The sequence below is a fragment of the Halomonas sp. genome, from assembly GCF_052095765.1.
Taxonomy (GTDB): Bacteria; Pseudomonadota; Gammaproteobacteria; order Pseudomonadales; family Halomonadaceae; genus Halomonas.
The window spans coordinates 26,429-49,454 of the sequence record NZ_JBQDJZ010000001.1 but is presented as its reverse complement, the minus strand read 5'-3'; the positions used below and the strand labels follow the sequence as shown (position 1 = coordinate 49,454).

Genomic DNA, 23,026 nt, shown 5'->3' with positions numbered 1-23,026 from the left:
CTCACTCCCGTTGCTTATCCGACACCTCTGCGCCGACTTCTTCGTAGTAGCGCAGCGCGCCAGCGTGGAAGGGAATCGGCGTGGAGTTGACGCTAAACTCGACAGTCGTATCGTTGGCCGCCGGGTGAATGTCAATCAGCTCACTGGTGCGCTCAAACAGCAGCTTGGTGATCTGGTAGGCCACCTCGTCATCCATCTCGCTGCTGGCTACCAGTACGTTGGGAATACCGATGGTCTGCACTGCCTCATCCATACCCTCATACAAGCCAGCGCGCAGCTCATAGGCAGCAAACACTGGCTCCTCTTCCAGGACGTTATTGATTTCCTCTTCGTTGAGGTTGACCAGGGTAACGTTGCGGGTCGTGGCAAGGTTGAGGATCGAGCTGGTGGGCGGGCCGACACTCCAGAAGCCAGCCAGAATGTCGCCGTCACGCAGCGCATCAGCGGTTTCATTGAAGTTCAGCCGCTGAGCGTCAATATCTTCAAAGGTCATGCCGTTGGATTCAAACAGAGCACGAACGTTAAGTTCGGTTCCGCTGCCCGGCGCGCCCACGGACACTCTCATACCCTCCAGGTCACGCAACGATTCAATATCGGCACCCTCAAGGGTAACCAACTGCAGGGCGTTGGGGTAGATCGACGCCAGGGCACGAATATTATCTAGCTGGCGCCCTTCGAAATCATCGGTGCCGTGGTAGGCCTGATAGACCGTATCAGCCAGTGCCAGAGCAGCGTCAGAATCGCCGCGCCACACCAACCCCATGTTCTCGACGGAGGCGCCAGTCACCTCGGCCACCGCATCATAGCCGTCCAGGTGTTTGTTGATCAGCTCGGCAAGGCCGCCGCCATAGGGATAGTAGGTACCGCCAGTACCGCCAGTGGCAATGGAAAGCTGCTGTTCAGCCGCAGCCAGCGGGGCTACGGCAATGGCTGTTGCCGCCAAAGCATATCGGATCACTTGCATGAGGCTTCTCCGTTTCGTGTGAAACATTGCTGTACTTGTCGCTGTGAAGACCCGTCAATACCTGCGGATCAGAACACAGCTCAGGCTAACGCTACCACGATCCATCGTTGAGCAACCAACCTTGCTCTTTTCATGGCCAGTATCGATGCTTCCTTATATTTAGTTAATTATACAAAAGTATCGACATTCACAAAGCATTACGCGGCTTCGACCTGCTCCTTAACCTTGGCAACAATGTGCGAACCAATTGGCAGTGCCGAAGTCGCCGCCGGCGAAGGTGCATTGCCCACATTGACGGTACGTGGTGTGTTGACGAACAAAAAGTCGTCCGCCAGCTTGCCGTCACGTGTCACTGCCTGGGCACGCACACCCGCCGGATAGGACTTCAGGTCTTCCAATGTCAGGCTCGGACAGTATTTGCGGACCAACTCTAGATAACCTTTCTTGTAAAGCGAGTTTTTCATCTCTGCCAGACCGGGCTTCAGGTTCGTCTGCAACACTTTAAGAATACCTGGGTTGATCAACATATCGACCAGGTCACGCGGTGAGATATCGCGACGGCGATAGCCTTCGCGCTTGAGTGCTAACACCGCATTGGGGCCGACGGTTACGGTACCGTCAATCATCCGCGTCAGGTGCACGCCAAGAAACGGCATCGACGGGTCGGGAATCGGGTAGATCAAGTGATTGACTATCCGGTTATGCTGTTCGGACAGCTGATAATACTCGCCACGGAATGGACAGATGGTAAAGCCCGGCTTCTTGCCAAGCATGCGCACCACCCGGTCGGCCATCAGTCCTGAGCAGGTCACCAGATAGCGACTGTTGAAATCGCCACTCTGCGAGGTCACGATTACCTCCTGTCGGCGCTCTTCAATGGCAGTAACTTCCGTAGAGTAGCGGATCTCACCGCCCATGCGCTCGAACTCGGCGGCCATGGCCCGAGTCACAGCGGCGTAGTCGACAATCCCGCTGGAGGGCACCAGGATGCCGCCGAGACCGGTAATGTTCGGCTCTCGCTCACGTAATGCGTCAGCACTCAGCCATTCCCGCTCCAGCCCGTTGGCCTCAGTACGTTCCCACAGCGCCTGCATACGCTGCCTTTCAAGCTCGCTAGTGGCCACGAGCAGCTTCCCGCAGATGTCATAGGCAATCCCGTGGGCATCGCAGAACTCCCGGGTGGCGCGATTGCCCGCCAAGCAGAACTTGGCCTTCAGGCTACCGGGCGTGTAGTAAACGCCGGCGTGAATCACCCCGCTGTTATGCCCCGACTGATGGCGCGCTGCGCCGTCTTCCTTCTCGACCAGCAGCATGCGGCGTTCAGGGTAGGCCTGCTTAAGTTGCATAGCAGTCGACATCCCGAGGATGCCACCGCCAATAATGATGAAATCGTACATCGGCTGCCTTCAGATGCTGGAAGATGCCTCAAGTGTACTGCCAAACACTCCGTCGAGGCATGATCGCAGAGGGTGTTTTTCACTGACGTCTTGTCATTGAGCGGGTCAGGGAGGTGAACAGGCTCAACGCCGGTCAGCAGTTTTTTTTGCGTTGTCCATGGAACCCTTAACCATCAGAGCACTCAGAAAAAAGGACACCTGGTAACCCGGGCCATCCGGTAGTCACACACCAATGACGGTGCTGTGAACACACTCCAGGAGTAATGACTGCAATCGGAGAACTGCAATGTTACTGAACAAGAATTCCGGAAACAAAGCACCAAGTAAGGCACGGCTTTCTACACTGGCCGCCGCCCTGCTAGCAGCAGGCATGAGTCTCGCCGCAACAGCCCAGGCAGACCTTCAGGGCCTGTATTCCGCTGACGAACTGCTTGATGCCGATGTCTATACCAGCGCCGATGGTTCCAAGTCGATTGGAGAAGTAGAAGATATCCTGCTTGATGACAACATGCAGGTTCACGCCGTGGTCATTGAAACCGGCAACCTGCTTGATCTGGGTGAAAAGCAGTACGTCATCGAGACCGGCAACTTCAGCGTCGAAACCATGAACAGCAATAATCTCGACGATCTTGAATACCGGATTGTGGTCAACCTTAACGAGCAGGACATCACCGAGCAGCCAGCCTATACCGACACTTGGTGGAACGACGCCAGAAAACGTGCGCAGAACGCCTGGGAAAAGACCAAAGAAGGTGCGTCCAGCGCCTGGGATAATACCCGTGAAGCCACTGCTGATGTGCTTGAACGTGCCGAAGAGGCACTCAAGCCTTCTGGCGACAAGGCTGAGACGAAGTAAAGCCTCTCTACGGTACGGCTTTTCTGCCCCACCCATAGCGCTTACCCACCCTACCCATCGCTTAACTGCCCCCTGTGCCAACCTTGTCTGCCACAGGGGGCAGCTGTTTTGATAAGCTTCCACAGCTAATTAACTGGCAACCCTCACTATTGATGGTTAGTCTTCTACCCGCCGCGAAATAATCGTCATAACCTCAAGCCATAACCCCAAGGAGACACGCATGCTGGCGGAGTTGTTCGCCGTCATGGCACCAGTGCTGGCCGGCGCCGGACTGGGCTTTGGCTGGATACGAATGGGCCATGATTACCCCGTCGCCTTCGTGACTCGTCTGGTGTTCAACATTGGCACGCCGTCGCTAGTGCTGGCGTCACTTGCCAGCGCCGATATACAGCCAGACACCTTCGTGCGTATCATGCTGGCCACGGCACTGGTACTGATCACCATGGCCGCGGCCACTTTTATCGTCACCCGCCTACTGGGCCACAGCTGGCGTGTGCTGCTGGCGCCAATGATGTATCCCAATACCGGCAACATGGGACTACCGGTAGTACTCTACGCCTTCGGCACCACGGGGTTTGCCGTTGGCATCACGGTCATGGTCACCGTGGCGCTCTTCCAGTTCACCCTGGGAACGATTCTGACCGAGCGTGGCAACCCGCTAAAGGCGCTGGCCACCACACCGACGATCTACGCCGTGGTCATCTCACTGGCGTTGATGCTGACCGACACGGCCTTGCCGCTTTGGATGACCAACACGCTGGACCTGATTTCCGGCTTTACCGTACCGCTGATGCTTATCACTCTGGGCGTGTCACTGGCCAGCATCCAGGTCAAAAGTCTACGCTCAGGACTGGTATTCAGCCTGATACGCATTCCCATAGCCGCCTGCGTGACCTGGGTCATCAGTACCCTGCTCGGCCTGCCACCCATGGCCCAAGCCATTCTCATTCTGCAGATGAGCATGCCCGTGGCAGTGTTCAATTACTTGTTTGCCCAACGCTCACAGTGTGAGCCTGAGTACGTGGCCAGCCTGGTGTTCTGCTCTACGCTACTGGCACTGGTCTACCTGCCTATTCTTCTGGCTATTCTTATGTAGCGGCTCCAGTGGTTCCTTCATCAGCCCGATGCGGCGCACAGCGATAATCCCGATCGCCATTTTTCAACGACTTTTTCGCTATTTTGATGCCGTTGTACTGTCACATTGCTTAACAAAGGAGTTTGAATGATCGTTCAATAATAGGTAGGGTAAAAACCTTTCCACTGTCCACGGTCTTATATGGCTAACCTGCAAACGACTATCGACTCGTCAAGCCGCTCCGCTCAGTGTGAGTCACTTACCGAACCAGAAGCCCGATCAAAGGCAACGCCAATGGAAGATAATCAGCGAAACGTGAAAATTCGGGTTCGCAACCTGAGTAAGGTTTTCGGCAGCGACCCCAAGAAAGCACTGAAGCTACGTGATGAAGGGCTGAAGCGTCCCGAAATACTTGAAAAAACCGGGCAAACCTTGGGCCTTTCCAACATCAACTTCGATGTCTACGAAGGCGAGCTACTGGTCATCATGGGGCTATCCGGTTCAGGTAAATCCACACTGATCCGCTGCTTGAACCGGCTGATAGAGCCTACCGAAGGCGAAATTGTCATTGATGGCGAAAATATTCCCAGCCTGAGCGACAAGGAGCTGCTGGAAGCCCGTCGCCGTCACTTCTCCATGGTATTCCAGAATTTTGCGTTGTTTCCCCACCGCACCGTGCAGCAGAACGCTGAGTTCGGTCTGGAAATTCGCGGCATTGACAAACAGACGCGCCGCGACACGGCATTCAAGACACTCAAACAGGTAGGCCTGGAAGGCTGGGAAGACGCCTACCCCAACCAGCTTTCGGGCGGCATGCAACAGCGTGTCGGCCTGGCCAGGGCACTGGCCAACGATGCATCGGTGCTGCTGATGGACGAAGCCTTCTCGGCACTGGATCCGCTGATTCGTGGCGACATGCAGCAGGAACTGCAGGAACTGCAGCACCGCACCCAGAAGACCACCGTTTTCATTACCCATGATCTTGACGAAGCCATCAACATCGGGGATCGCATCGTGCTGCTCAAGGATGGCGAAGTGGTGCAGATCGGCACCCCGGAAGAGATCTTGACCAAACCGGCAGACGATTATGTGCGCCGCTTTGTAGAAGGGGTGGACATGTCGCGGATACTGACCGCCGAGCACGCCATGCGCCCAGTGCGAGCCACGGCTCGCGAGAGCGATGGCCCACGCACCACCCTGCGTAAGATGAGTGAAAACGCTATTGACTCCATCTACGTCACGTCGCGCAACCGCAACCTGCTGGGCCTGGTTGAAATCGACGCGCTCGAGCGCGCCGCACAGGAAGGTAAAGACGATATCAAGCACATCATGACCCAGGACTTCCGCTCGGTGGGGCGTGATGAACCAATGCAGAACCTGTTCGCCATGTTTACCGAAAAGAGCTTTCCGATTGCGGTAGTGGATGACGAAAAGCGTCTGATCGGCGTGGTCGTCAAAGGCGCCGTACTCGACGAGCTGGCACAGGCACAGGCAGGAGACAACAGCTAATGGCTATCGACATTCCCCGTATCCCGCTGGGTGACTGGATAGAAACCGGCCTGGACTGGCTGACCACAGAGTTTTCAGGCGTCACTCGTGGCTTTGCAAGTTTTACCGTGACAGCAATCGATGCCCTTAACGACGTGCTGATCTGGCTTCCTCCCTGGGCGCTGCTGGCGATCATTGCTGGAATTTGTTGGTCGGTTTCAGGCATTCGCCTGGCCATTGGCGCTATTGCCGGGCTGGCCCTGATCTGGAACATGGGCCTGTGGCTGCCGATGATAGAAACGCTGACACTGGTGGTCATTGCCACCTTGGTCGCTGTGGTTATCGCCCTGCCAGTAGGTATTGCGGCAGCGCTGTCGGAACGGCTTTACAAGCTCATCATGCCGATGCTGGATTTCATGCAGACCATGCCGGCGTTCGTGTACCTGATCCCGGCCATTCCATTCTTTGGTATCGGCTCGACATCAGCGATTTTTGCCACCGTGATCTTTTCCATGCCACCGGCCATCCGCTTCACTACCTTGGGCATTCGCCAGGTGCCAGTGGAGCTAATCGAAGCATCTGATGCTTATGGTGCAACCCGCAACCAAAAGCTTTTCAAGGTGCAACTGCCCATGTCGCTGCCTACCGTGATGGCCGGCATCAACCAGACCATCATGTTGGCACTTTCCATGGTGGTTATTGCCGCCATGATCGGCGCCGACGGCCTTGGCAGTGAAGTATGGCGCGCCATCCAGCGTCTGCGCCCGGGCGACGGTTTTGAAGCCGGTATTGCCGTGGTCATTCTGGCCATGTTGCTGGACCGTATCACCCAGTCTCTGCGCAAGAAGCGCACATCCTGAGCCAGCCGTGCCCCTTGAAACTGCAAGGGGATGCCGTCAGAGTGAATCGGTGTACATGAAAAAAGGGAAGGGAAAACTGATGAAGCAGCATCTTCTGAACCGTCGTATCCGTCTTGCTGGCGTTGCACTTGCCGCGGGCGTGGCTCTTGCCGGAACCGCTCAAGCCCAGGACAAAGGCAGCGTACATATCGCTTATGTCGAGTGGGCGTCAACCGTGGCATCCACTTCAGTGATGCAGGCTGTGCTTGAACAAGCTGGCTTTGACGTCGAAACCTCTTCCCTGTCCGCAGCCGCCATGTGGCAGTCGGTCGCTTCAGGTGATACCGATGTCCTGTTGGCTGGCTGGCTGCCGGTCACGCATGAAGATTACTACGCCAAGCTGAAAGATGACGTCGTCGATGCCGGCATCAGCCTGGAGGGCGCCAAGCTTGGCATGGTCGTGCCTGCCTATACCGAAGCGGGTTCCATCGATGAGCTCAACGAGTACGTGGACGACTTCGATGGCAAAATTACCGGCATTGATCCTGGTGCTGGCGTCATGCGACTGACTGAAGACGTTATCACCGACTATGATCTAGACTACAGTCTGGTCAGCGGCAGCGGCGCGACCATGACTGCAGCGCTCAAGTCTGCCATCAATAACGAGGAAGACATTGCCGTCACCGGCTGGACTCCACACTGGATGTTCGCTCGCTGGGACCTGAAATTCCTCGATGACCCCAAAGAAACCTATGGTGGTGCTGAACAGATCCATACCATCACCCGCCAGGGGCTTGAGGAAGACATGCCTGAAGCTTATGAGATCCTCAGCAACTTCAAATGGGATACCGAACTGATGGGCGAAGTCATGCTCATGCAGGAAGAAGGCGGCGATCCTGATGAAGCTGCCAGGAAGTGGGTCGATGAGAACCAGGATATCGTCCAGCAGTGGCTGCCGCAGAACTGAGCACTTTGTGAACTGTTGGCGCAACGCATCAACCCACGGGGAGGGCCAATGGCCTTCCCCGTTTGCGTTGCTGACACCCTGCGACAAGCGTGCAGACCTGCGTGTCGACAACACTGATATAATAACGGACGTGATCGAACGCGGTCTTCCTGCCTGCTCACGAGGCTGTGGTTATTCCCCGCCAACAACCAAGGCCTTTGAAAGCCAGGATGTTGAAAGCCCTCTGTCAAAAAGATACAGGCAGCGCTCTTTGCAAGTATTTGTGAAATATCTTTTGGAGATAATATCTTGAGTTTCATGTCATCTCGCCAGTTCCCTGCCATGCGTATGCGCCGTATGCGGCGCGACGACTTTTCGCGCCGCATGATGCGCGAGCACACCCTGACGGCCGCCGACCTGATCTGGCCGGTGTTTGTGCTGGAAGGAGAGAATACACGCCAGGCGGTGCCTTCCATGCCCGGGGTCGAGCGCTTGTCGCTAGACCTACTGATTGAGGAAGCACGCGAAGCCCAAGCCCTGGGTATCCCACTGCTAGCGTTGTTCCCGGTGATTGATACCGCGCTGAAAAGCGAGCTTGCCGAAGAATCCTACAACGCCAATGGTTTGATCCAGCGTGCTGCCCGCGCGCTCAAGGACGCTGTGCCTGAACTTGGCATCATGACCGACGTGGCGCTCGATCCCTACACCAGCCATGGGCAGGACGGTATTCTCGACGATGACGGCTATGTCCAGAACGACCGCACTGTAGAAACGCTGATCAAGCAGGCGCTGTCGCATGCCGAGGCCGGTGTCGACATCGTGGCCCCTTCGGACATGATGGACGGCCGCATCGGCTCGATACGTGAGGTGCTGGAAGGCGAAGGACTGCACAATACCCGTATCATGGCTTACAGCGCCAAGTACGCCTCGCGCTACTACGGCCCCTTCCGCGATGCCGTGGGCTCTGCCAGCAACCTTGGCAAGGCTGACAAGGCCACCTACCAGATGGACCCGGCCAACGGCGATGAAGCCCTGCACGAGGTAGCCATGGACCTGGCCGAAGGTGCCGACATGGTGATGGTCAAGCCCGGCATGCCATACCTGGACGTGGTGCGCCGCGTGAAAGATGAGTTCAGGGTGCCGACCTACGCCTATCAGGTCAGCGGAGAATACGCTATGCACATGGCAGCCTTCGAAAACGGCTGGCTGGATGCTGATGGTGTGATGCTTGAATCGCTGATGTGCTTCAAGCGCGCCGGTGCCGATGGCGTGCTGACCTACTTCGCCAAGCGCGCAGCCCAGCTACTGGCGAAATAAGCCTCAGCCGCGCTTAAATCTAGCTAGGTCTGCATCACTCAGGCCCTCAACACGCTCGCTGAGCCCCAGCTCAAGCCGTGCCAACCTGACCTGCTGGCGCTCGGCGAGCAACTCAGTGGCATCGTCCATGGCCCGCCCGTCAAGAGTGGTCAGCTGGGCCATGCCCTGATGATAGAAGCTCAGCACAGTAAGTGCGCTGGGATCACGCTCTTCAAGCCCCCGACGCAGCGCCGGTAGATAACCACTGACCCGCGACAATCGCTGCTTAAGACGCCAGCTGTAGCTGATCGGCTCCATCCACGCTTTATGACGCAGCTGGGTGAAGATCAGGCTAAACACGATCAGCATGGCTGCCATGGCCATGCCCACCAGTCGCGTAAGGCGACGGTAACGCTCGGGCTCATGGTCCTCGAAGTAAAAGGCCATCAAAGTTCCTTATGCTGAATCTTACCGTAGCCGCTCCGCCGCACTCAGCAGCAGATGCTCCGTGGTCTCCCAACCGATGCAGGCATCGGTCACTGATACACCATGGCGCAGCTGTCCCGGCACCAGTGGCTGCTTGCCTTCATTCAAGTGACTTTCCAGCATCAGCCCGACCAGATCAGCATTGCCGGCTTCACGCTGGGCCAGCACATCGAGCATGACCTCGCTCTGGCGACGATGATCCTTGCGGGCGTTAGCGTGACTGCAGTCGACCATCAGCCGCGGGTTCTGACCGGCATCCAGCAGCACCTTACGGGCGGCGGAAACCCAGTGCGCTTGATAGTTAGGCTCGTCATGTCCTCCACGCAACACCACGTGGGTATATGCATTTCCGCGGGTCTGTCTGACTTCAGGCAAGCCTTCATAGCCAAGCGCAATGTGCTGATGCGGATGGGCGGCCGCCTGCATGGCATCAACCGCTACCTGAAGGTCTCCACTGGTGGCATTCTTGAAGCCCACCACCGCGGCCAAGTCGCTGGCCATTTCGCGATGCGGCTGGGACTCGGTGGTACGCGCCCCGATGGCCACCCAGGACAACAAATCATCGAGATAGGGCGCCAACATCGGCTGTAGCAGTTCAGTGGCCACTGGCAGGCCAAGCATGGCGACATCACGCATTAGCCGCCGCGAGAGCTCGATTCCCCGCGCCAGATCGCCGCTGCCATCAAGTGCTGGGTCATAAGCAAGACCTTTCCAACCTACCGTAGTGCGTGGCTTTTCCACATAGACCCGCATCACCGGCAGAATACGATCGCTGATCTTTCCGCTCAGCTCCGCTAGCCGCTGGGCATATTCCAGTGCCGACGTAGGATCATGAATCGAGCAAGGGCCCACGACGACCAGCAACCGGTCATCGTGTCCGGCAAGAATATCGCGGATTGCCTGGCGCTGGGACACTAGCTGGTCAGCAAGTGTGCCGGACACCGGCAGACGCTGGTGCAGTTGAGCGGGAGCAGGTAAGGACACCGGCAAACCGGAAGCAGTTCTCTGGCGTGCTGTGTGGGTTGTTTTACTGGATTGGCAAGCCACAGTAAGAGAAGCATTCATGGGGTTATCTCCGTGAGCGATTACATCGGTGGGGGGTCTTGCCACCACAGGTGCTACGGTCGGAGGTGGCAACGTGAGCCGACCGCGCGTCGCTAAATCGCCAGCCGAAATAATAATAAGTGCTCACCGACAGATACTCGATGTCAGACACAATATACGCTACGGCCATGTTTGCTCTCCTTGATATGCTATTCATTGATGTTACCGTCATTCATTAAACAGTATTCGATAAACAACGCCCGATAAAAATCTCAACAAACAAAAACCCCCGGGCGGGGTTGCCGTCCGGGGGTTCTGGGAGAGGCAACCCTGTCGGGTGTGCCTTTCGACCTCAGTGTTCCTGGTGATGTATCAGGACAGGGCCGCCGGCACACCGGCGCTAAAGTCGTTGCCATACCAATAACCAGACAATGTGGAACACACGCCCTCACCCGAACGGTGAACGTCCGGATGGGACAGCATGTTGATCATGGAACGGTCTGGTCTCACAAGGCTTCTCCTGTGTTCACTGCTGATCAGGCGCCGAGTAACACGTATAACCTGGCGACGGCTGGCGCACATGCCAGGAAAACCAGCGCCAGCAGAAATAGCACAACCATCATGATGCCGGTGCTGTCTTGTGAGACATTGTGTTCTGCCATCGTTATTTCCCTCATGATCATCAGGCTGAAACGGAATATTATGCGGATATAATGCCCGCTGAGCGACGTTAATGGAAGTCTGCAGCCGCATTATCCTCTGCTTTAACCTTAACCCTATTTTCTGGAAAGATTTCCTACCACTGGCACCAGCGGGTCACGCGGGGCATAGGCAAACACATCGGAAAATACCCGGTTCGGACGTAGGCCCAACGAAGCGAGCACATCGACACAGGCATACACCATGCCCGGCGACCCGCACAGATAGACATCATAAGCCGACACATCATCGAGCTGACTTGCCAGCGCCTGATCAATCCGCCCCTGATGTCCCGTTACCGCCTCATCATCAAAATCGGCGTGCATACCAAGTTCGCTGACACCGTGAAAGTGTACGCCAGGATACTGCGCCGCCCACTCGCGTGGCAGCGATTCCAGATACAGGTCGCGCCGCTCACGAGCCGCCCACCAAAGTTCGATACGACGTTGGGGGTCTTCACGCAGCGCCGCTTCGGCCAACGCTTTCATCTGCGCGTAGCCGGTACCGGCACCCACCAGCAGCAGCGGCCGACGGCTGTCGGGGTCAAGTAAACAGTCCCCCCCCGGCAAGTGCACCATCACCTGGCGCGCCTCAATCAGCATCTCACGCAACCGTGCGGTGTTGCGGCGCTCTGGCCAATGCTGGATGTGAAGCTCCAGTACACCATCACCGCTGGGTGCACTAGCAATCGAGAACGGCACCCAGGTGTCCTCATCGAGCTTAAGCTCAAGATACTGGCCGGCTTCATGAACCATGGCCTCAGAACGCCCTTCCAGGCGCACGCCCATGACATCAGACGTCAGATCTTCCACTTCAGCCACCCGGCAGGTCAGGGTGCATGAACTCATGTGTCGCTCCTATTGTTTTCGACCAGAGCCGAGCTGGTGCCGGTTTGTTCCGCTGGACCCAGATCAATACCCAGTTCGTCCCAGCGCTGCGTTACCCGGGCTGTGACCGCTTCATCCATCACGATGGGCTCGCCCCATTCACGGTCGGTTTCGCCAGGCCACTTGTTGGTGGCGTCCATGCCCATCTTGGAACCAAGCCCCGCCGTGGGTGAGGCAAAGTCCAAGTAGTCGATGGGCGTATGCTCGACCAACAGGGTGTCCCGGGCTGGATCCATGCGCGTCGTGATCGCCCAAATCACATCCTTCCAATCACGCGCATTGATGTCGTCATCACATACCACCACGAACTTGGTGTACATGAACTGACGCAGGAAACTCCACACGCCCATCATCACCCGCTTGGCATGGCCGGGATACTGCTTTTTCATGGTCACCACCGCCATGCGGTAGGAGCAGCCTTCGGGGGGCAGATAGAAGTCGACGATCTCGGGAAACTGACGGCGCAGAATGGGCACGAAGACTTCATTGAGCGCCAAGCCCAGCACCGCGGGCTCATCCGGCGGCCGCCCGGTATAGGTCGAGTGATAGATGGCGTCGCGGCGCATGGTCATGCGGGTCACGGTAAACACCGGAAACTCTTCAATCTCGTTATAGTAGCCGGTGTGATCACCATAAGGCCCTTCTGGCGCGGTATCGTCGGGGTAGATAAAGCCCTCGAGGATGATTTCGGCAGACGCCGGCACGTCCAGATCCACATGGCCACAACGCACCAGTTCAGTGCGTGAGCCGCGCAGCAAGCCAGCAAAGGCGTATTCAGAAAGGCTGTCCGGCACTGGCGTGACGGCACCGAGAATGGTCGCCGGATCAGCGCCCAGAGCTACAGCTACCGGATAGGGCTGCTCGGGATGTAGACGGCGGAACTCCTGATAGTCCAGCGCCCCACCGCGATGGGACAACCAGCGCATGATCAGGCGGTTCTTCGTCAACTTCTGCTGTCGATAGATACCCAAGTTCTGACGCTTCTTGTGAGGACCACGAGTGATCACCAGCGGCCAGGTCACCAGTGGCGCGGCATCGCCGGGCCAGCAGTGCTGAATCGGCAGCCGGTCCAGATCGACGTCATCGCCTTCCAGCACGACCTCTTGTACTGGCGCGCGGCGCAGTACCTTGGGGCTCATGCTCATTACCTGTCGATAGATCGGCAGCTTGTCCATGGCATCGCGAAAGCCCTTAGGTGGCTCCGGCTCCTTGAGAAACGCCAGCAATTCGCCCACCTCACGAAGCGCCCCGACCGACTCTTGTCCCATGCCCAACGCTACCCGCTTCGGCGTACCGAACAGGTTGCCCAGCAGCGGCATGTCATGGCCTTTGACGTTTTCGAACAGCAACGCCGGACCACCGGCGCGCAGGGTGCGGTCGCAGATCTCGGTGATCTCAAGGTAGGGATCGACCTCAGCGGTGACGCGCACGAGCTCTCTCCGCGCCTCCAACGCCGCGATAAAGTCACGCAGATCCTTGTATTTCACTCGGCTTCCCATTTCCCGAACAGAAAAAAGGGCAGCATAGCATGCCGCCCCTTGTGGTTGCTGCGCTGTGAGCGCAGCAGGGTTCGATCAACGCCGCTTCATTGCCTCGAAGAACTCCAAATTTGTTTTGGTGTCTTTCAAGCGGTCGATCAGGAACTCCGTGGCAGCAACGTCATCCATGGGGTTAAGCAGCTTACGCAGAATCCACATGCGCTGCATCTCATCCTCTGAGGCAATCAGGTCTTCGCGACGTGTGCCGGAACGACGGATATTCATTGCCGGATAGACGCGACGCTCGGCAAGCTTGCGATCCAAGTGGGCTTCCATGTTGCCGGTGCCCTTGAACTCTTCGTAGATCACTTCATCCATCTTCGAGCCGGTATCGACCAGGGCGGTGGCGATAATCGTCAGACTGCCACCCTCCTCAATGTTACGCGCCGCACCAAAGAAGCGCTTTGGCTTCTCGAGAGCATGGGCGTCAACACCACCGGTCAGCACTTTGCCGGAAGACGGCACCACTGTGTTGTATGCACGTGCCAGACGCGTGATGGAATCGAGCAGGATCACCACGTCTTTTTTGTGTTCGACCAGCCGCTTGGCTTTCTCGATGACCATCTCGGCAACCTGCACATGACGTGCCGGCGGCTCATCGAAAGTCGAGGCGACGACCTCACCGCGCACGGTCCGCGACATCTCGGTCACCTCCTCGGGCCGCTCGTCAATCAGCAGCACGATCAGATGACACTCAGGATTGTTTCGGGTGATCGAGGTAGCAATGCTCTGCAGCATCAGCGTTTTACCCGCCTTGGGTGGCGAGACGATCAGGCCGCGCTGGCCTTTGCCAATCGGCGCAGCAAGATCGATGATACGGGTGGTCAGATCCTCGGTGGAGCCGTTGCCGAGCTGCATGCGCATGCGTTCCTGGGGGAACAGCGGCGTCAGGTTTTCAAACAGGATCTTATGCTTGGCATTCTCGGGCTTCTCAAAGTTAATCTGGCTGACCTTGAGCAGCGCAAAATAGCGCTCACCATCCTTGGGCGGACGAATCTTTCCGGAAATCGAGTCACCCTTGCGCAGGTTGAAGCGCCGGATCTGGGAGGGCGAGACATAGATGTCATCAGGCCCGGCCAGATAGGAACTGTCGGCACTGCGCAGGAAGCCAAAACCATCCTGGAGTATCTCCAGCACACCATCGCCATAGATCGCCTCGCCACTACGGGCGTGCTTCTTGAGAATGCCGAAGATGATGTCCTGCTTACGGGACCGCGCCATGTTATCGACGCCCATTTCACGGGCAATTTCGAGAAGCTCTGGTACGGAATTTTGCTTGAGTTCGGTAAGATTCATCGGTGTGTTCGGAAGTTGCTCATAAAAACCGGGCAGTACTACGCCACGAGAGACAGATATTGAGGCGGTAACGCCGCGAGGAGAAATGCGTTCAGTGCCCGAATCGGCTGCCACTCCACGCAATTTGCTGATATGCCTGATGGGCGGGCTACATGCAAAGGCAGCCGGCAAGGCAATGAGGAGGACAGGTGCTTTTCGCTGACCAGGGGCCGAAGCCTGAGGTCGGGGTCAAGAGCTGATAGTTTGGGCGTACTGACGACTTGGAAAGATTGCAGCAAGCATTAACGCTGCAATCGGAAAGCATTCGGAACATGCGAACGACTCGATAGTAGACAAGGACGCAGACAAACGCAAGCCAGATCGACAGCTTAGCGACAAGATCCATCCACTTCACTACCTGCTTGCCCGTCAGGCTGCCCCGGTGGCTCATGCCAGCCCTGCGCCAGCACCAGCCACTCTCCGCCTAGCAGACCGGCTGCCACGGCAACACCCTCATGCCAAACCACCAGCAGCTGCTTGCGCTGCCAAGGGGGCAGCCCGTGCTCCTGCAACAAGCGCTTGAGGTCGCGCCGCCCACGGCCTGCCAGCTGAAACACTTCTCCGCCGCGCCGAGCACAAACCTGCAAGCTGACCGCCTGCCCAGTGTCAGGCGCCAGCCTGCGCTGCAGCCTGCCCAGCGGCGTCGGCAACGCCTTGTGGCCGCACCACATGGCCTGCCAGCCGTCGTCCAACACCAACGGTGGTGTCATAAGAAACAGCCTGTCACGCCACAACCGCGCCTCGCCACCGGGCCAGTTTACCTGTACCTCAGCACCGTCACGGCTAGACAACTGAGCCATCAGCGTTGCCAGTCGACGCGCCGGAGGCCGTGCCAGCCCGAGATGTGTCAGGCAACGGCGAATCAACAAACGGCAGCGCGGCTCAGACAGCTGCAGCAACTCTTTGACTGCCAGCTGTTGAGGCTCGCCACCAAGGCGAGCCAGGTCAGTATCTGCCAGCTCATCCAGCAACCCGCCTGTCTCACCAGCAAGCTCGGCGCTGCGCGCCAGCGACGCTCGAGCATGGGGCCAACGTGCTTCCAACGCGCCCAGCACCTTATGACGCACATAGTTGCGATCGAATTGCAGCTCGGCATTGGTCGGATCATTGATCCAGGCGAGCCCCCGGCATTGCGCTTCAGCCTCCAGCCGCGGCAAGGCTACGCTGAGCAGCGGGCGCTCCATGAGGATGCCGGAAAAATTTCTGCGCCGTGGCATGGCGGCCAGCCCTGCCGGGCCGCTGCCGCGCAGCGCCGCCAACAGGAAGGTTTCGGCCTGGTCATCTTGATGCTGGGCCAACCACAGCGTCTCGCCACATCTGACATGGCGCGCAAAAGCGGCGTAGCGGGCACGGCGGGCAGTGGCTTCTATACCATCACCGCCCGCGCTATTGACATCAACATACTCAACAAAAAGCGGCACCCCGAGACGAGAACACAGCCAGCGGCAGTGGCGCTCAAAGTCATCATTGGCAGCTTGCAGGCCGTGGTGGATGTGCAGGGCAAACAACGAGCGGGGATGACGGCGACAGGCATCGGCAGCCAGGCTCAGCAGCAAGGCGGAGTCCAGCCCACCGGAGAGCGCGACCCAGACACAACGCCCCGGCGCAGTATCAGCCAGGGCGTCATCGATCAGAGCCTGCAAGGAAGAGCCGGCGTTACTAGGGGGCGCCATAGCTCATCAGGCGCTTATAGCGCTGCTCGAGCAGGCTGTCTTCATCCAGCGCATCGAGACGCTCAAGGCTCGTCAGCAGCACCTGCTTGATACGCTGCGCAGTCTGAAAGGGGTCGCGATGCGCGCCGCCCAGCGGCTCAGCCACCAGGCTATCGACAAAACCTAGCTCCTTGAGCCGCTCCGCGGTAATCCCCATGGCCTGGGCAGCCTCAGAGGCTTTGTCGGCGCTCTTCCACAGAATTGACGCGCAACCTTCGGGCGAAATAACCGCATAGGTCGAGTACTGCAGCATGACCAGCTCGTCACACACACCAATGGCCAGCGCCCCGCCAGAGCCGCCCTCCCCGATCACCGTGGAGATGATCGGGGTCTTGAGACGCGACATCACCGCCAGGTTATGGGCAATGGCCTCGGACTGGCCACGCTCCTCGGCACCGATGCCAGGGTAAGCACCGGGGGTATCGATGAAGGTCAGAATCGGCATGCGAAAGCGCTCAGCCATCTCCATCAGACGGCAGGCCTTGCGGTAGCCTTCCGGGCGGGGCATACCGAAGTTACGACGCACCTTCTCTTTAACCTCACGGCCCTTCTGATGGCCGATCACCATCACTGGGCGATCATCGAGGCGCGCTACACCGCCGACAATGGCCGCATCGTCAGCGTACAGCCGGTCACCGTGCAGCTCATCAAAATCGCTGAACAGGTGCTCCAGGTAGTCCAGAGTGTAGGGGCGCTGAGGATGTCGCGAGAGCTGCGACACCTGCCAGGGCGTCAGGTCCTTGAAAATAGACTCGGTCAGCTTGCGGCTCTTGCCCTCGAGCCGGACAATCTCGTCGCTCAGGTTGACCTGGCTGTCATGTCCGACAAGGCGCAGCTCCTCGATCTTGGCCTGCAACTCGGCAATTGGCTGTTCGAAGTCTAGAAAATTGGGATTCATGGGCTAACCTTGTCAAAGCGGCCGATAGCGACCGATTACGCATAGAATACGGGCATTATCGCACCCCTGAAATCCTGCGCAAGGCAGGTACTATCTTCCGCGCTAGCTCATCACCGGTACTTCAGCCGAACACCGTCCTGACCCTGCACCTCATTCAGGGCCAACAACAGCTCATCGGCAGGCATGACCTTCCACGCATTGGCTAACGTCATCCAGCCGCCGGCCTGGGCGTTGCGGTAGCGCAGTCGCACTGGCAGCCCTGCTTCGCTCAAGTGCGGTGTCAGGCTATCGCGCAGCTGCTCCACCAGCTTGCCATTTACCTGACTGCCATCCAGCGAGACTTCCACCGCATCGCCGAACCGTGCGCGAGCATCCACCATGGGGGTCACGTCCTTGCCGCGCAACCGCAAACCGCCGGAATAGTCATCGCTAGACACCTCGCCTTCAACGATTAGCACCTGGTCGCCTTCCAAGCGGCCACGCATGGCCTCAAACATTTCGCCAAACAGCGATGCCTCGATGCGCCCTGTGCGGTCATCCAAGGTGAGAAATGCCATGGTGTCACCGCGCTTGGACTTCATGGTGCGCATACCGACCACCAGCCCGGCAACCCGCTGCGACTCCCGAGAGGGCTTGAGGTCGCTGATGCGCGTCGAAACAAAGCGTGCTAGTTCACTCTCGTATTCATCGATGGGGTGACCGGTCAGATACAACCCCAGGGTGTCTTTCTCGCCGGACAACCGCTGCTTGTCGCTCCAGTCGCGCACGTCGCCATAGGGCGCGTAGAGTTCGCCCGTTTCCTGCTCGACGAAGGCATCGCCAAACATGTCCACCATGCCGATGTTCTGGTTAGTCTGCGCCTGAGAGGCCGCCTTGAGCGCATCGGCTGTCGCCGCGGCAAGAATCGCCCGGCTCGGCCCCAAATTATCCAGTGCACCGGAGCGGATCAGCGCTTCCAAGGTGCGCTTGTTCATGCGCCTGGGGTCTAAACGCCGGCAGAAATCAAACAGGTCGCTGAATGGTCCGCCCGCCTCACGGGCCTCGACGATGGCGCCGATTGGCCCCTCGCCCACGCCGCGAATGGCCCCCAGACCGTAAACCACCCGGGCCTGGTCATCGACCGTGAACTTGTAGCCACCGACGTTCACATCAGGCGGCGTCACCGTCAGGTTGAGTCGACGACAATCCTCGATCAGCGGAACGACCTTGTCGAGGTTGTCCATCTCGGTAGACATTACTGCCGCCATGAACGGGCCGGGGTAATGTGTCTTGAGCCAGGCGGTCTGGTAGGAAACCAGTGCGTAGGCTGCCGAGTGCGACTTGTTGAAGCCGTAGCCGGCGAATTTCTCTACCAAGTCGAACAGGTTGCCTGACAGCTCCCTGCTGATGCCGTTGGCCTCGCAGCCTTCCATAAAGCCGGCACGCTGCTTGGCCATTTCCTCGGGTTTCTTCTTACCCATGGCGCGGCGCAGCATGTCTGCCTGGCCCAGCGAATATCCGGCCATCACCTGGGCAATCTGCATGACCTGTTCCTGATACAGGATAATGCCATAGGTGGGCTCGAGTACCGGCTTAAGCAGCTCGTGCTGATATTCCGGGTGCGGATAGGCCACCTCAGCGCGGCCGTGCTTGCGATTAATAAAGTCGTCAACCATGCCCGACTGCAGCGGACCGGGACGAAACAATGCCACCAGCGCGATCATGTCATCCAGCGAGTCAGGCTGCAGGCGCTTGATCAACTCCTTCATACCCCGGGATTCGAGCTGGAAGACCGCCGTGGTATCGGCCTTTTTGAGCATCTCGAAGGTCGCGGCGTCGTCCAGCGGGATGGCGTCGATATTCAGCGACGGCAGGCCTTCGGTGGCTCGCACCTTGTCGACCATTTCCAACGCCCAGTCGATGATAGTCAGGGTGCGCAGGCCGAGAAAGTCGAACTTGACCAGCCCAGCCTCTTCGATGTCATCCTTATCGAATTGCACCACTAGCCCTGAGCCGTCTTCATCGCACAGCAACGGCGCAAAATCGGTCAGCCGGGTCGGTGCAATCACTACCCCGCCCGCGTGCTTACCGGTGCCCCGGGTAGTGCCCTCAAGCTTGAGCGCCATCTCCCAGATTTCTTCGGCTTCCTCGTCGTCGTTGATGAACTCCTTGAGTGCAGGTTCAGCTTCGATAGCCTTGGCTAACGTCATACCGACCTCGAAAGGAATCAGTTTGGACAGTTTATCGCCCAGCGAATACGGCTTACCCTGGGCGCGCGCCACATCGCGCACCACGGCCTTGGCAGCCATCGTGCCGAAGGTGACGATCTGGGACACTGCATCGCGCCCGTAACGCTCGGCCACGTACTCAATCACGCTGTCGCGCTTCTCCATGCAGAAGTCGACGTCAAAGTCAGGCATTGAGACCCGCTCGGGGTTGAGGAAGCGTTCAAACAGCAGATCGTAGCCGATGGGATCCAGATCAGTGATCTTCTGGGCGTAGGCCACCAACGAACCAGCACCGGAGCCCCGTCCCGGCCCCACCGGTACACGGTTATCCTTGGCCCACTGAATGAAGTCCATCACGATCAGGAAGTAGCCGGGAAACCCCATCTGGATGATGACATTGAGTTCAAAATCAAGCCGTTCGCGATAGCGCGCTTCGATCTCGGCATACTGTTGACCGTCCCGCGGATACTCGGACACCGGAAACAGCACGTCGAGGCGCTCGTCGAGCCCCTGGTACGACACCTGGCGGAAATATTCGTCAAGCGTCATTCCTTCGGGAATGCCGAAGTCAGGCAAGAAGATCTCACCCAGCCGCACATCCACGCTGCAGCGCGAGGCAATCATCAGGCTATTTTCCAGGGCTTCAGGGATATCGGCAAACAACTCGGCCATTTCCTGGGGCGACTTAAAGTACTGCTCCTCGCTATAGCGGCGCTCACGGCGCGGGTCGTCCAGCGCCCTACCTTCACCGATGGCCACCCGGGTTTCATGCGCCCAGTAGTCGTCGCGCTCAAGAAAGCGCACATCGTTAGTTGCCACCACTGGCGTACCGGTCTGCTCCGCCAACGCCACCGAGAGGTGCACACAGTCTTCTTCCAGCGGCCGACCGGTACGGGTCAACTCCAGGTAATAGCGTCCGGGAAAGGCCGCTTTCCACTGATCCAGCAGCTCCCGGGCTTCCACTGGATGATCGCCGAGCAGATGACGGCCCACGTCACCTTCGCGCCCACCAGACAACACAATCAGGCCTTCACTCTGGGCCAGCACCCAGTCACGCTGCAGTAGCGTGCGCCCACCCTGCTGCCCTTCCATCCAGCCGCGCGAAATCAGCTCAGTGAGATTACGATAACCGGTGTTGTTCATCGCCAACAGGGTAAGGCGATAGGGGCGCGCTGCATCATGGACGTTAGCCAGCCACAGATCGCTGCCGATGATCGGCTTGAGCCCTGCAGACTGAGTGCCACGATAGAATTTGACCAGCCCGAAAAGGTTCGTCTCATCGGTCAGTGTCAGGGCCGGGACCCCGAGGGCCAACGCCGTCTTGACCAGCGGTTTGAGACGCACCAGGCCATCGACCAATGAAAATTCGCTGTGTACGCGCAGATGAACAAACGGGGGTGTCATGGCGAACTCGTTTTGACAGAAAAAAGATAACCTGGCAAGAAACAGTCCAGGGTATATGTCGACCACATACAAGGTGCCGCACTACTGGGCGCGACCTGATGATAAGACCGGCAAGCCTGAGACTAGACCAGCCAGCGCTTGAGCGGTGCAAAACTGCGCCGATGCTCCGGCAGCGGGCCAAACTTTTCCAGTGCTGCCAGGTGCTCACGGGTCGGATAACCCTTGTGGCGGGCGAAACCATAATCGGGATGCCTGGCGTCCAGCGCCAGCATATCGGTGTCCCGGGCCACCTTGGCCAGAATAGAGGCCGCGCTGATGGCTGAGTGACGCAGATCTCCCTTGACGACTGCCTGCCCCGGCACAGCATGCCCGGGCAGACGATTGCCATCCACCAACAGATATTCGGCTGCTGGCGACAGTCCATCAATGGCGCGGCGCATGGCCAGGTGCGTGGCCTGGAAGATATTCACGGCATCAATTTCCTGCGCCGTAGCCTCGGCAACTGCAAACGCCAGGGCCCGCTCGCGAATCTGAAGCGCCAGCGCTGCACGCCGTTTTGGCGACAGCTTCTTGGAGTCGGTCAGCCCGTCAATGGGCCGCTGCGGGTCGAGAATGACTGCCGCCGCCACGACGGAGCCAACCAGCGGCCCACGCCCTACCTCATCGACGCCTGCAAGCAGATTGCCATGATAGTTGATGACCAGCGGCGGAAAGTCTGGCGCACTCATCAGCGCTGCTCCTGATCAGGCTCGCTCTGACCTGGCCTACGATGCCCCACCGGGTTATCAGCACGGACACTTGGCGGCAGCGTTTCACCGGCAACCAGAGCTTCAATGGCCTCACAAGCGCGCCGACTAGCATCCCGGCGCAGCTCAGCGTGCATGGCGGCAAAGCGGGCTTCTAATGCGGCACGGGCCTCGATGTCATCCAGGAGGCCGCCAAGACCGACGGCAATCGCCTCGGCACTGGCGGCCTCCTGGATCAGTTCGGGCACCAGTGTTTCGCGGGCGATCAGGTTGGGCAGCGAGATCCATTCGGTCTTAACCAGCCGACGGGCCAACCAGTAGGTCGCTGGCGCCATGCGATAGGCCACCAGCATGGCACGATGGCACAACATGGCTTCCAGCGCCGCCGTGCCCGAGGCCAGCAGCACTACATCAGCGGCCTCCATGACCTGCCAGGAGCGACCATCCACCAGCAGCAACCGCCCAGCCAGCGCAGGGTACTCGTCGAGCATGGCATTGAGCTGGGTGCGCCGCTCAGGCGTGGCCGCTGGCACAATCACCTGCAGCTCTTCGCGCTCACGGCACAGCCGTTCAGCAGCATCAAAAAATGTCTCGCCCAGAAAACGGATCTCGCTGGCCCGGGACCCCGGCAGCAGGGCCAGCACCTGAGCATCGGCATCGAGCCCCAACTCAGCCCTCGCACCGGCCCGATCGTTGACCAGCGGCAATTCGTCAGCCAGCGGGTGACCGACAAAGGCCACCGGCACCTGATGGCGCGCATAGAAAGCCGCTTCGAACGGCAGAAAGGTGAGCATGGCATCCACCGAGCGGGCAATACCTTTAACCCGGCCCTGCCGCCAGGCCCACACAGACGGGCTGACATAATGGGCGGTGGTAATCCCGGCCTCGCGCAGCTGCCGCTCTAGACCTAGATTAAAGTCCGGCGCATCGATGCCGACCATGATATCGGGCTGCCAAGCCAAGGCGTCGCGACGCAGGTGGCGACGCACACTAATCAGACGCGGCAGATGTCTGATTACTTCGACCAGGCCCATCACCGACAGGGTCTCCAGCGGATACAGGCTGTGTAGGCCTTCAGCTGCCATGCGCGGCCCGCCGATGCCGCGAAACTCTGCCTCGGGATGGCGCGCGCTGATAGCACGCATCAGACCAGCCCCGAGGATGTCGCCGGACAGTTCGCCGGCCACCAAATACACACGCATGGTCGGC

The 23,026-nt window shown here is 58.6% G+C and carries 19 protein-coding genes; 6 read left to right on the top strand and 13 right to left on the bottom strand.

Annotation, left to right across the window (positions count from 1 at the left end; genetic code table 11):
* Position 1: 1 nt before the first annotated feature.
* Positions 2-964, bottom strand: a complete 963-nt coding sequence (locus ACTH3D_RS00215) for a TAXI family TRAP transporter solute-binding subunit (protein WP_441664019.1) — start codon at positions 962-964, stop codon at positions 2-4.
* Positions 965-1,161: 197 nt separating this feature from the next.
* On the bottom strand, positions 1,162-2,361 hold the full coding sequence (gene lhgO / locus ACTH3D_RS00210) for an L-2-hydroxyglutarate oxidase (RefSeq protein WP_441664017.1): 1,200 nt from the start codon (positions 2,359-2,361) through the stop codon (positions 1,162-1,164).
* A gap of 286 nt (positions 2,362-2,647) precedes the next feature.
* Here lhgO and ACTH3D_RS00205 point away from each other — a divergent pair, with 286 nt between their 5' ends.
* The 6 genes from ACTH3D_RS00205 (at position 2,648) to hemB (ending at position 8,882) form a co-directional block, all read left to right on the top strand.
* Complete coding sequence (locus tag ACTH3D_RS00205; protein WP_441664015.1) at positions 2,648-3,217, top strand: PRC-barrel domain-containing protein; 570 nt, start codon at positions 2,648-2,650, stop codon at positions 3,215-3,217.
* Between the two features lie 220 nt (positions 3,218-3,437).
* Entirely contained in the window at positions 3,438-4,313 is an 876-nt protein-coding gene (locus ACTH3D_RS00200; protein WP_441664013.1) for an AEC family transporter, read from the top strand.
* Between the two features lie 273 nt (positions 4,314-4,586).
* Complete coding sequence (locus ACTH3D_RS00195; RefSeq protein WP_441664011.1) at positions 4,587-5,801, top strand: quaternary amine ABC transporter ATP-binding protein; 1,215 nt, start codon at positions 4,587-4,589, stop codon at positions 5,799-5,801.
* 5 nt (positions 5,802-5,806) lie between these two features.
* Positions 5,807-6,640 (top strand): ABC transporter permease, encoded by an 834-nt coding sequence (locus ACTH3D_RS00190; RefSeq protein WP_441664111.1) that lies wholly within the window; start codon positions 5,807-5,809, stop codon positions 6,638-6,640.
* 79 nt (positions 6,641-6,719) lie between these two features.
* A complete protein-coding gene (locus tag ACTH3D_RS00185; RefSeq protein WP_441664009.1) occupies positions 6,720-7,586 on the top strand; it encodes a glycine betaine ABC transporter substrate-binding protein in 867 nt (288 codons plus the stop codon).
* Between the two features lie 297 nt (positions 7,587-7,883).
* On the top strand, positions 7,884-8,882 hold the full coding sequence (gene hemB, locus ACTH3D_RS00180; protein WP_441664109.1) for a porphobilinogen synthase: 999 nt from the start codon (positions 7,884-7,886) through the stop codon (positions 8,880-8,882).
* A gap of 3 nt (positions 8,883-8,885) precedes the next feature.
* Here hemB and ACTH3D_RS00175 read toward each other — a convergent pair whose 3' ends face one another.
* The 11 genes from ACTH3D_RS00175 to lpxB all read right to left on the bottom strand — a co-directional run bounded on the left by ACTH3D_RS00175 (position 8,886) and on the right by lpxB (position 23,019).
* Entirely contained in the window at positions 8,886-9,308 is a 423-nt protein-coding gene (locus tag ACTH3D_RS00175) for a DUF3087 family protein (RefSeq protein ID WP_441664007.1), read from the bottom strand.
* A gap of 21 nt (positions 9,309-9,329) precedes the next feature.
* Positions 9,330-10,412, bottom strand: a complete 1,083-nt coding sequence (locus tag ACTH3D_RS00170) for a 3-deoxy-7-phosphoheptulonate synthase (RefSeq protein ID WP_441664005.1) — start codon at positions 10,410-10,412, stop codon at positions 9,330-9,332.
* Positions 10,413-10,927: 515 nt separating this feature from the next.
* Positions 10,928-11,053, bottom strand: a complete 126-nt coding sequence (locus ACTH3D_RS00165) for a hypothetical protein (protein WP_441664003.1) — start codon at positions 11,051-11,053, stop codon at positions 10,928-10,930.
* 114 nt (positions 11,054-11,167) lie between these two features.
* Complete coding sequence (locus tag ACTH3D_RS00160) at positions 11,168-11,938, bottom strand: NAD(P)H-flavin reductase (protein ID WP_441664001.1); 771 nt, start codon at positions 11,936-11,938, stop codon at positions 11,168-11,170.
* Entirely contained in the window at positions 11,935-13,464 is a 1,530-nt protein-coding gene (gene ubiD / locus ACTH3D_RS00155) for a 4-hydroxy-3-polyprenylbenzoate decarboxylase (protein WP_441663999.1), read from the bottom strand. The genes ACTH3D_RS00160 and ubiD overlap by 4 nt, the downstream gene beginning before the upstream one ends.
* A gap of 87 nt (positions 13,465-13,551) precedes the next feature.
* Complete coding sequence (gene rho, locus ACTH3D_RS00150; RefSeq protein ID WP_441664107.1) at positions 13,552-14,811, bottom strand: transcription termination factor Rho; 1,260 nt, start codon at positions 14,809-14,811, stop codon at positions 13,552-13,554.
* Positions 14,812-15,179: 368 nt separating this feature from the next.
* A complete protein-coding gene (gene tilS, locus ACTH3D_RS00145) occupies positions 15,180-16,523 on the bottom strand; it encodes a tRNA lysidine(34) synthetase TilS (RefSeq protein ID WP_441663997.1) in 1,344 nt (447 codons plus the stop codon).
* On the bottom strand, positions 16,510-17,460 hold the full coding sequence (accA, locus tag ACTH3D_RS00140; RefSeq protein ID WP_441663995.1) for an acetyl-CoA carboxylase carboxyl transferase subunit alpha: 951 nt from the start codon (positions 17,458-17,460) through the stop codon (positions 16,510-16,512). Before accA ends, tilS begins: the two co-directional genes overlap by 14 nt.
* A gap of 110 nt (positions 17,461-17,570) precedes the next feature.
* Entirely contained in the window at positions 17,571-21,071 is a 3,501-nt protein-coding gene (dnaE, locus tag ACTH3D_RS00135; protein WP_441663993.1) for a DNA polymerase III subunit alpha, read from the bottom strand.
* 122 nt (positions 21,072-21,193) lie between these two features.
* Complete coding sequence (gene rnhB / locus ACTH3D_RS00130; protein ID WP_441663991.1) at positions 21,194-21,799, bottom strand: ribonuclease HII; 606 nt, start codon at positions 21,797-21,799, stop codon at positions 21,194-21,196.
* Positions 21,799-23,019 (bottom strand): lipid-A-disaccharide synthase, encoded by a 1,221-nt coding sequence (lpxB, locus tag ACTH3D_RS00125; RefSeq protein ID WP_441663989.1) that lies wholly within the window; start codon positions 23,017-23,019, stop codon positions 21,799-21,801. Before lpxB ends, rnhB begins: the two co-directional genes overlap by 1 nt.
* Between the last annotated feature and the right edge of the window lie 7 nt (positions 23,020-23,026).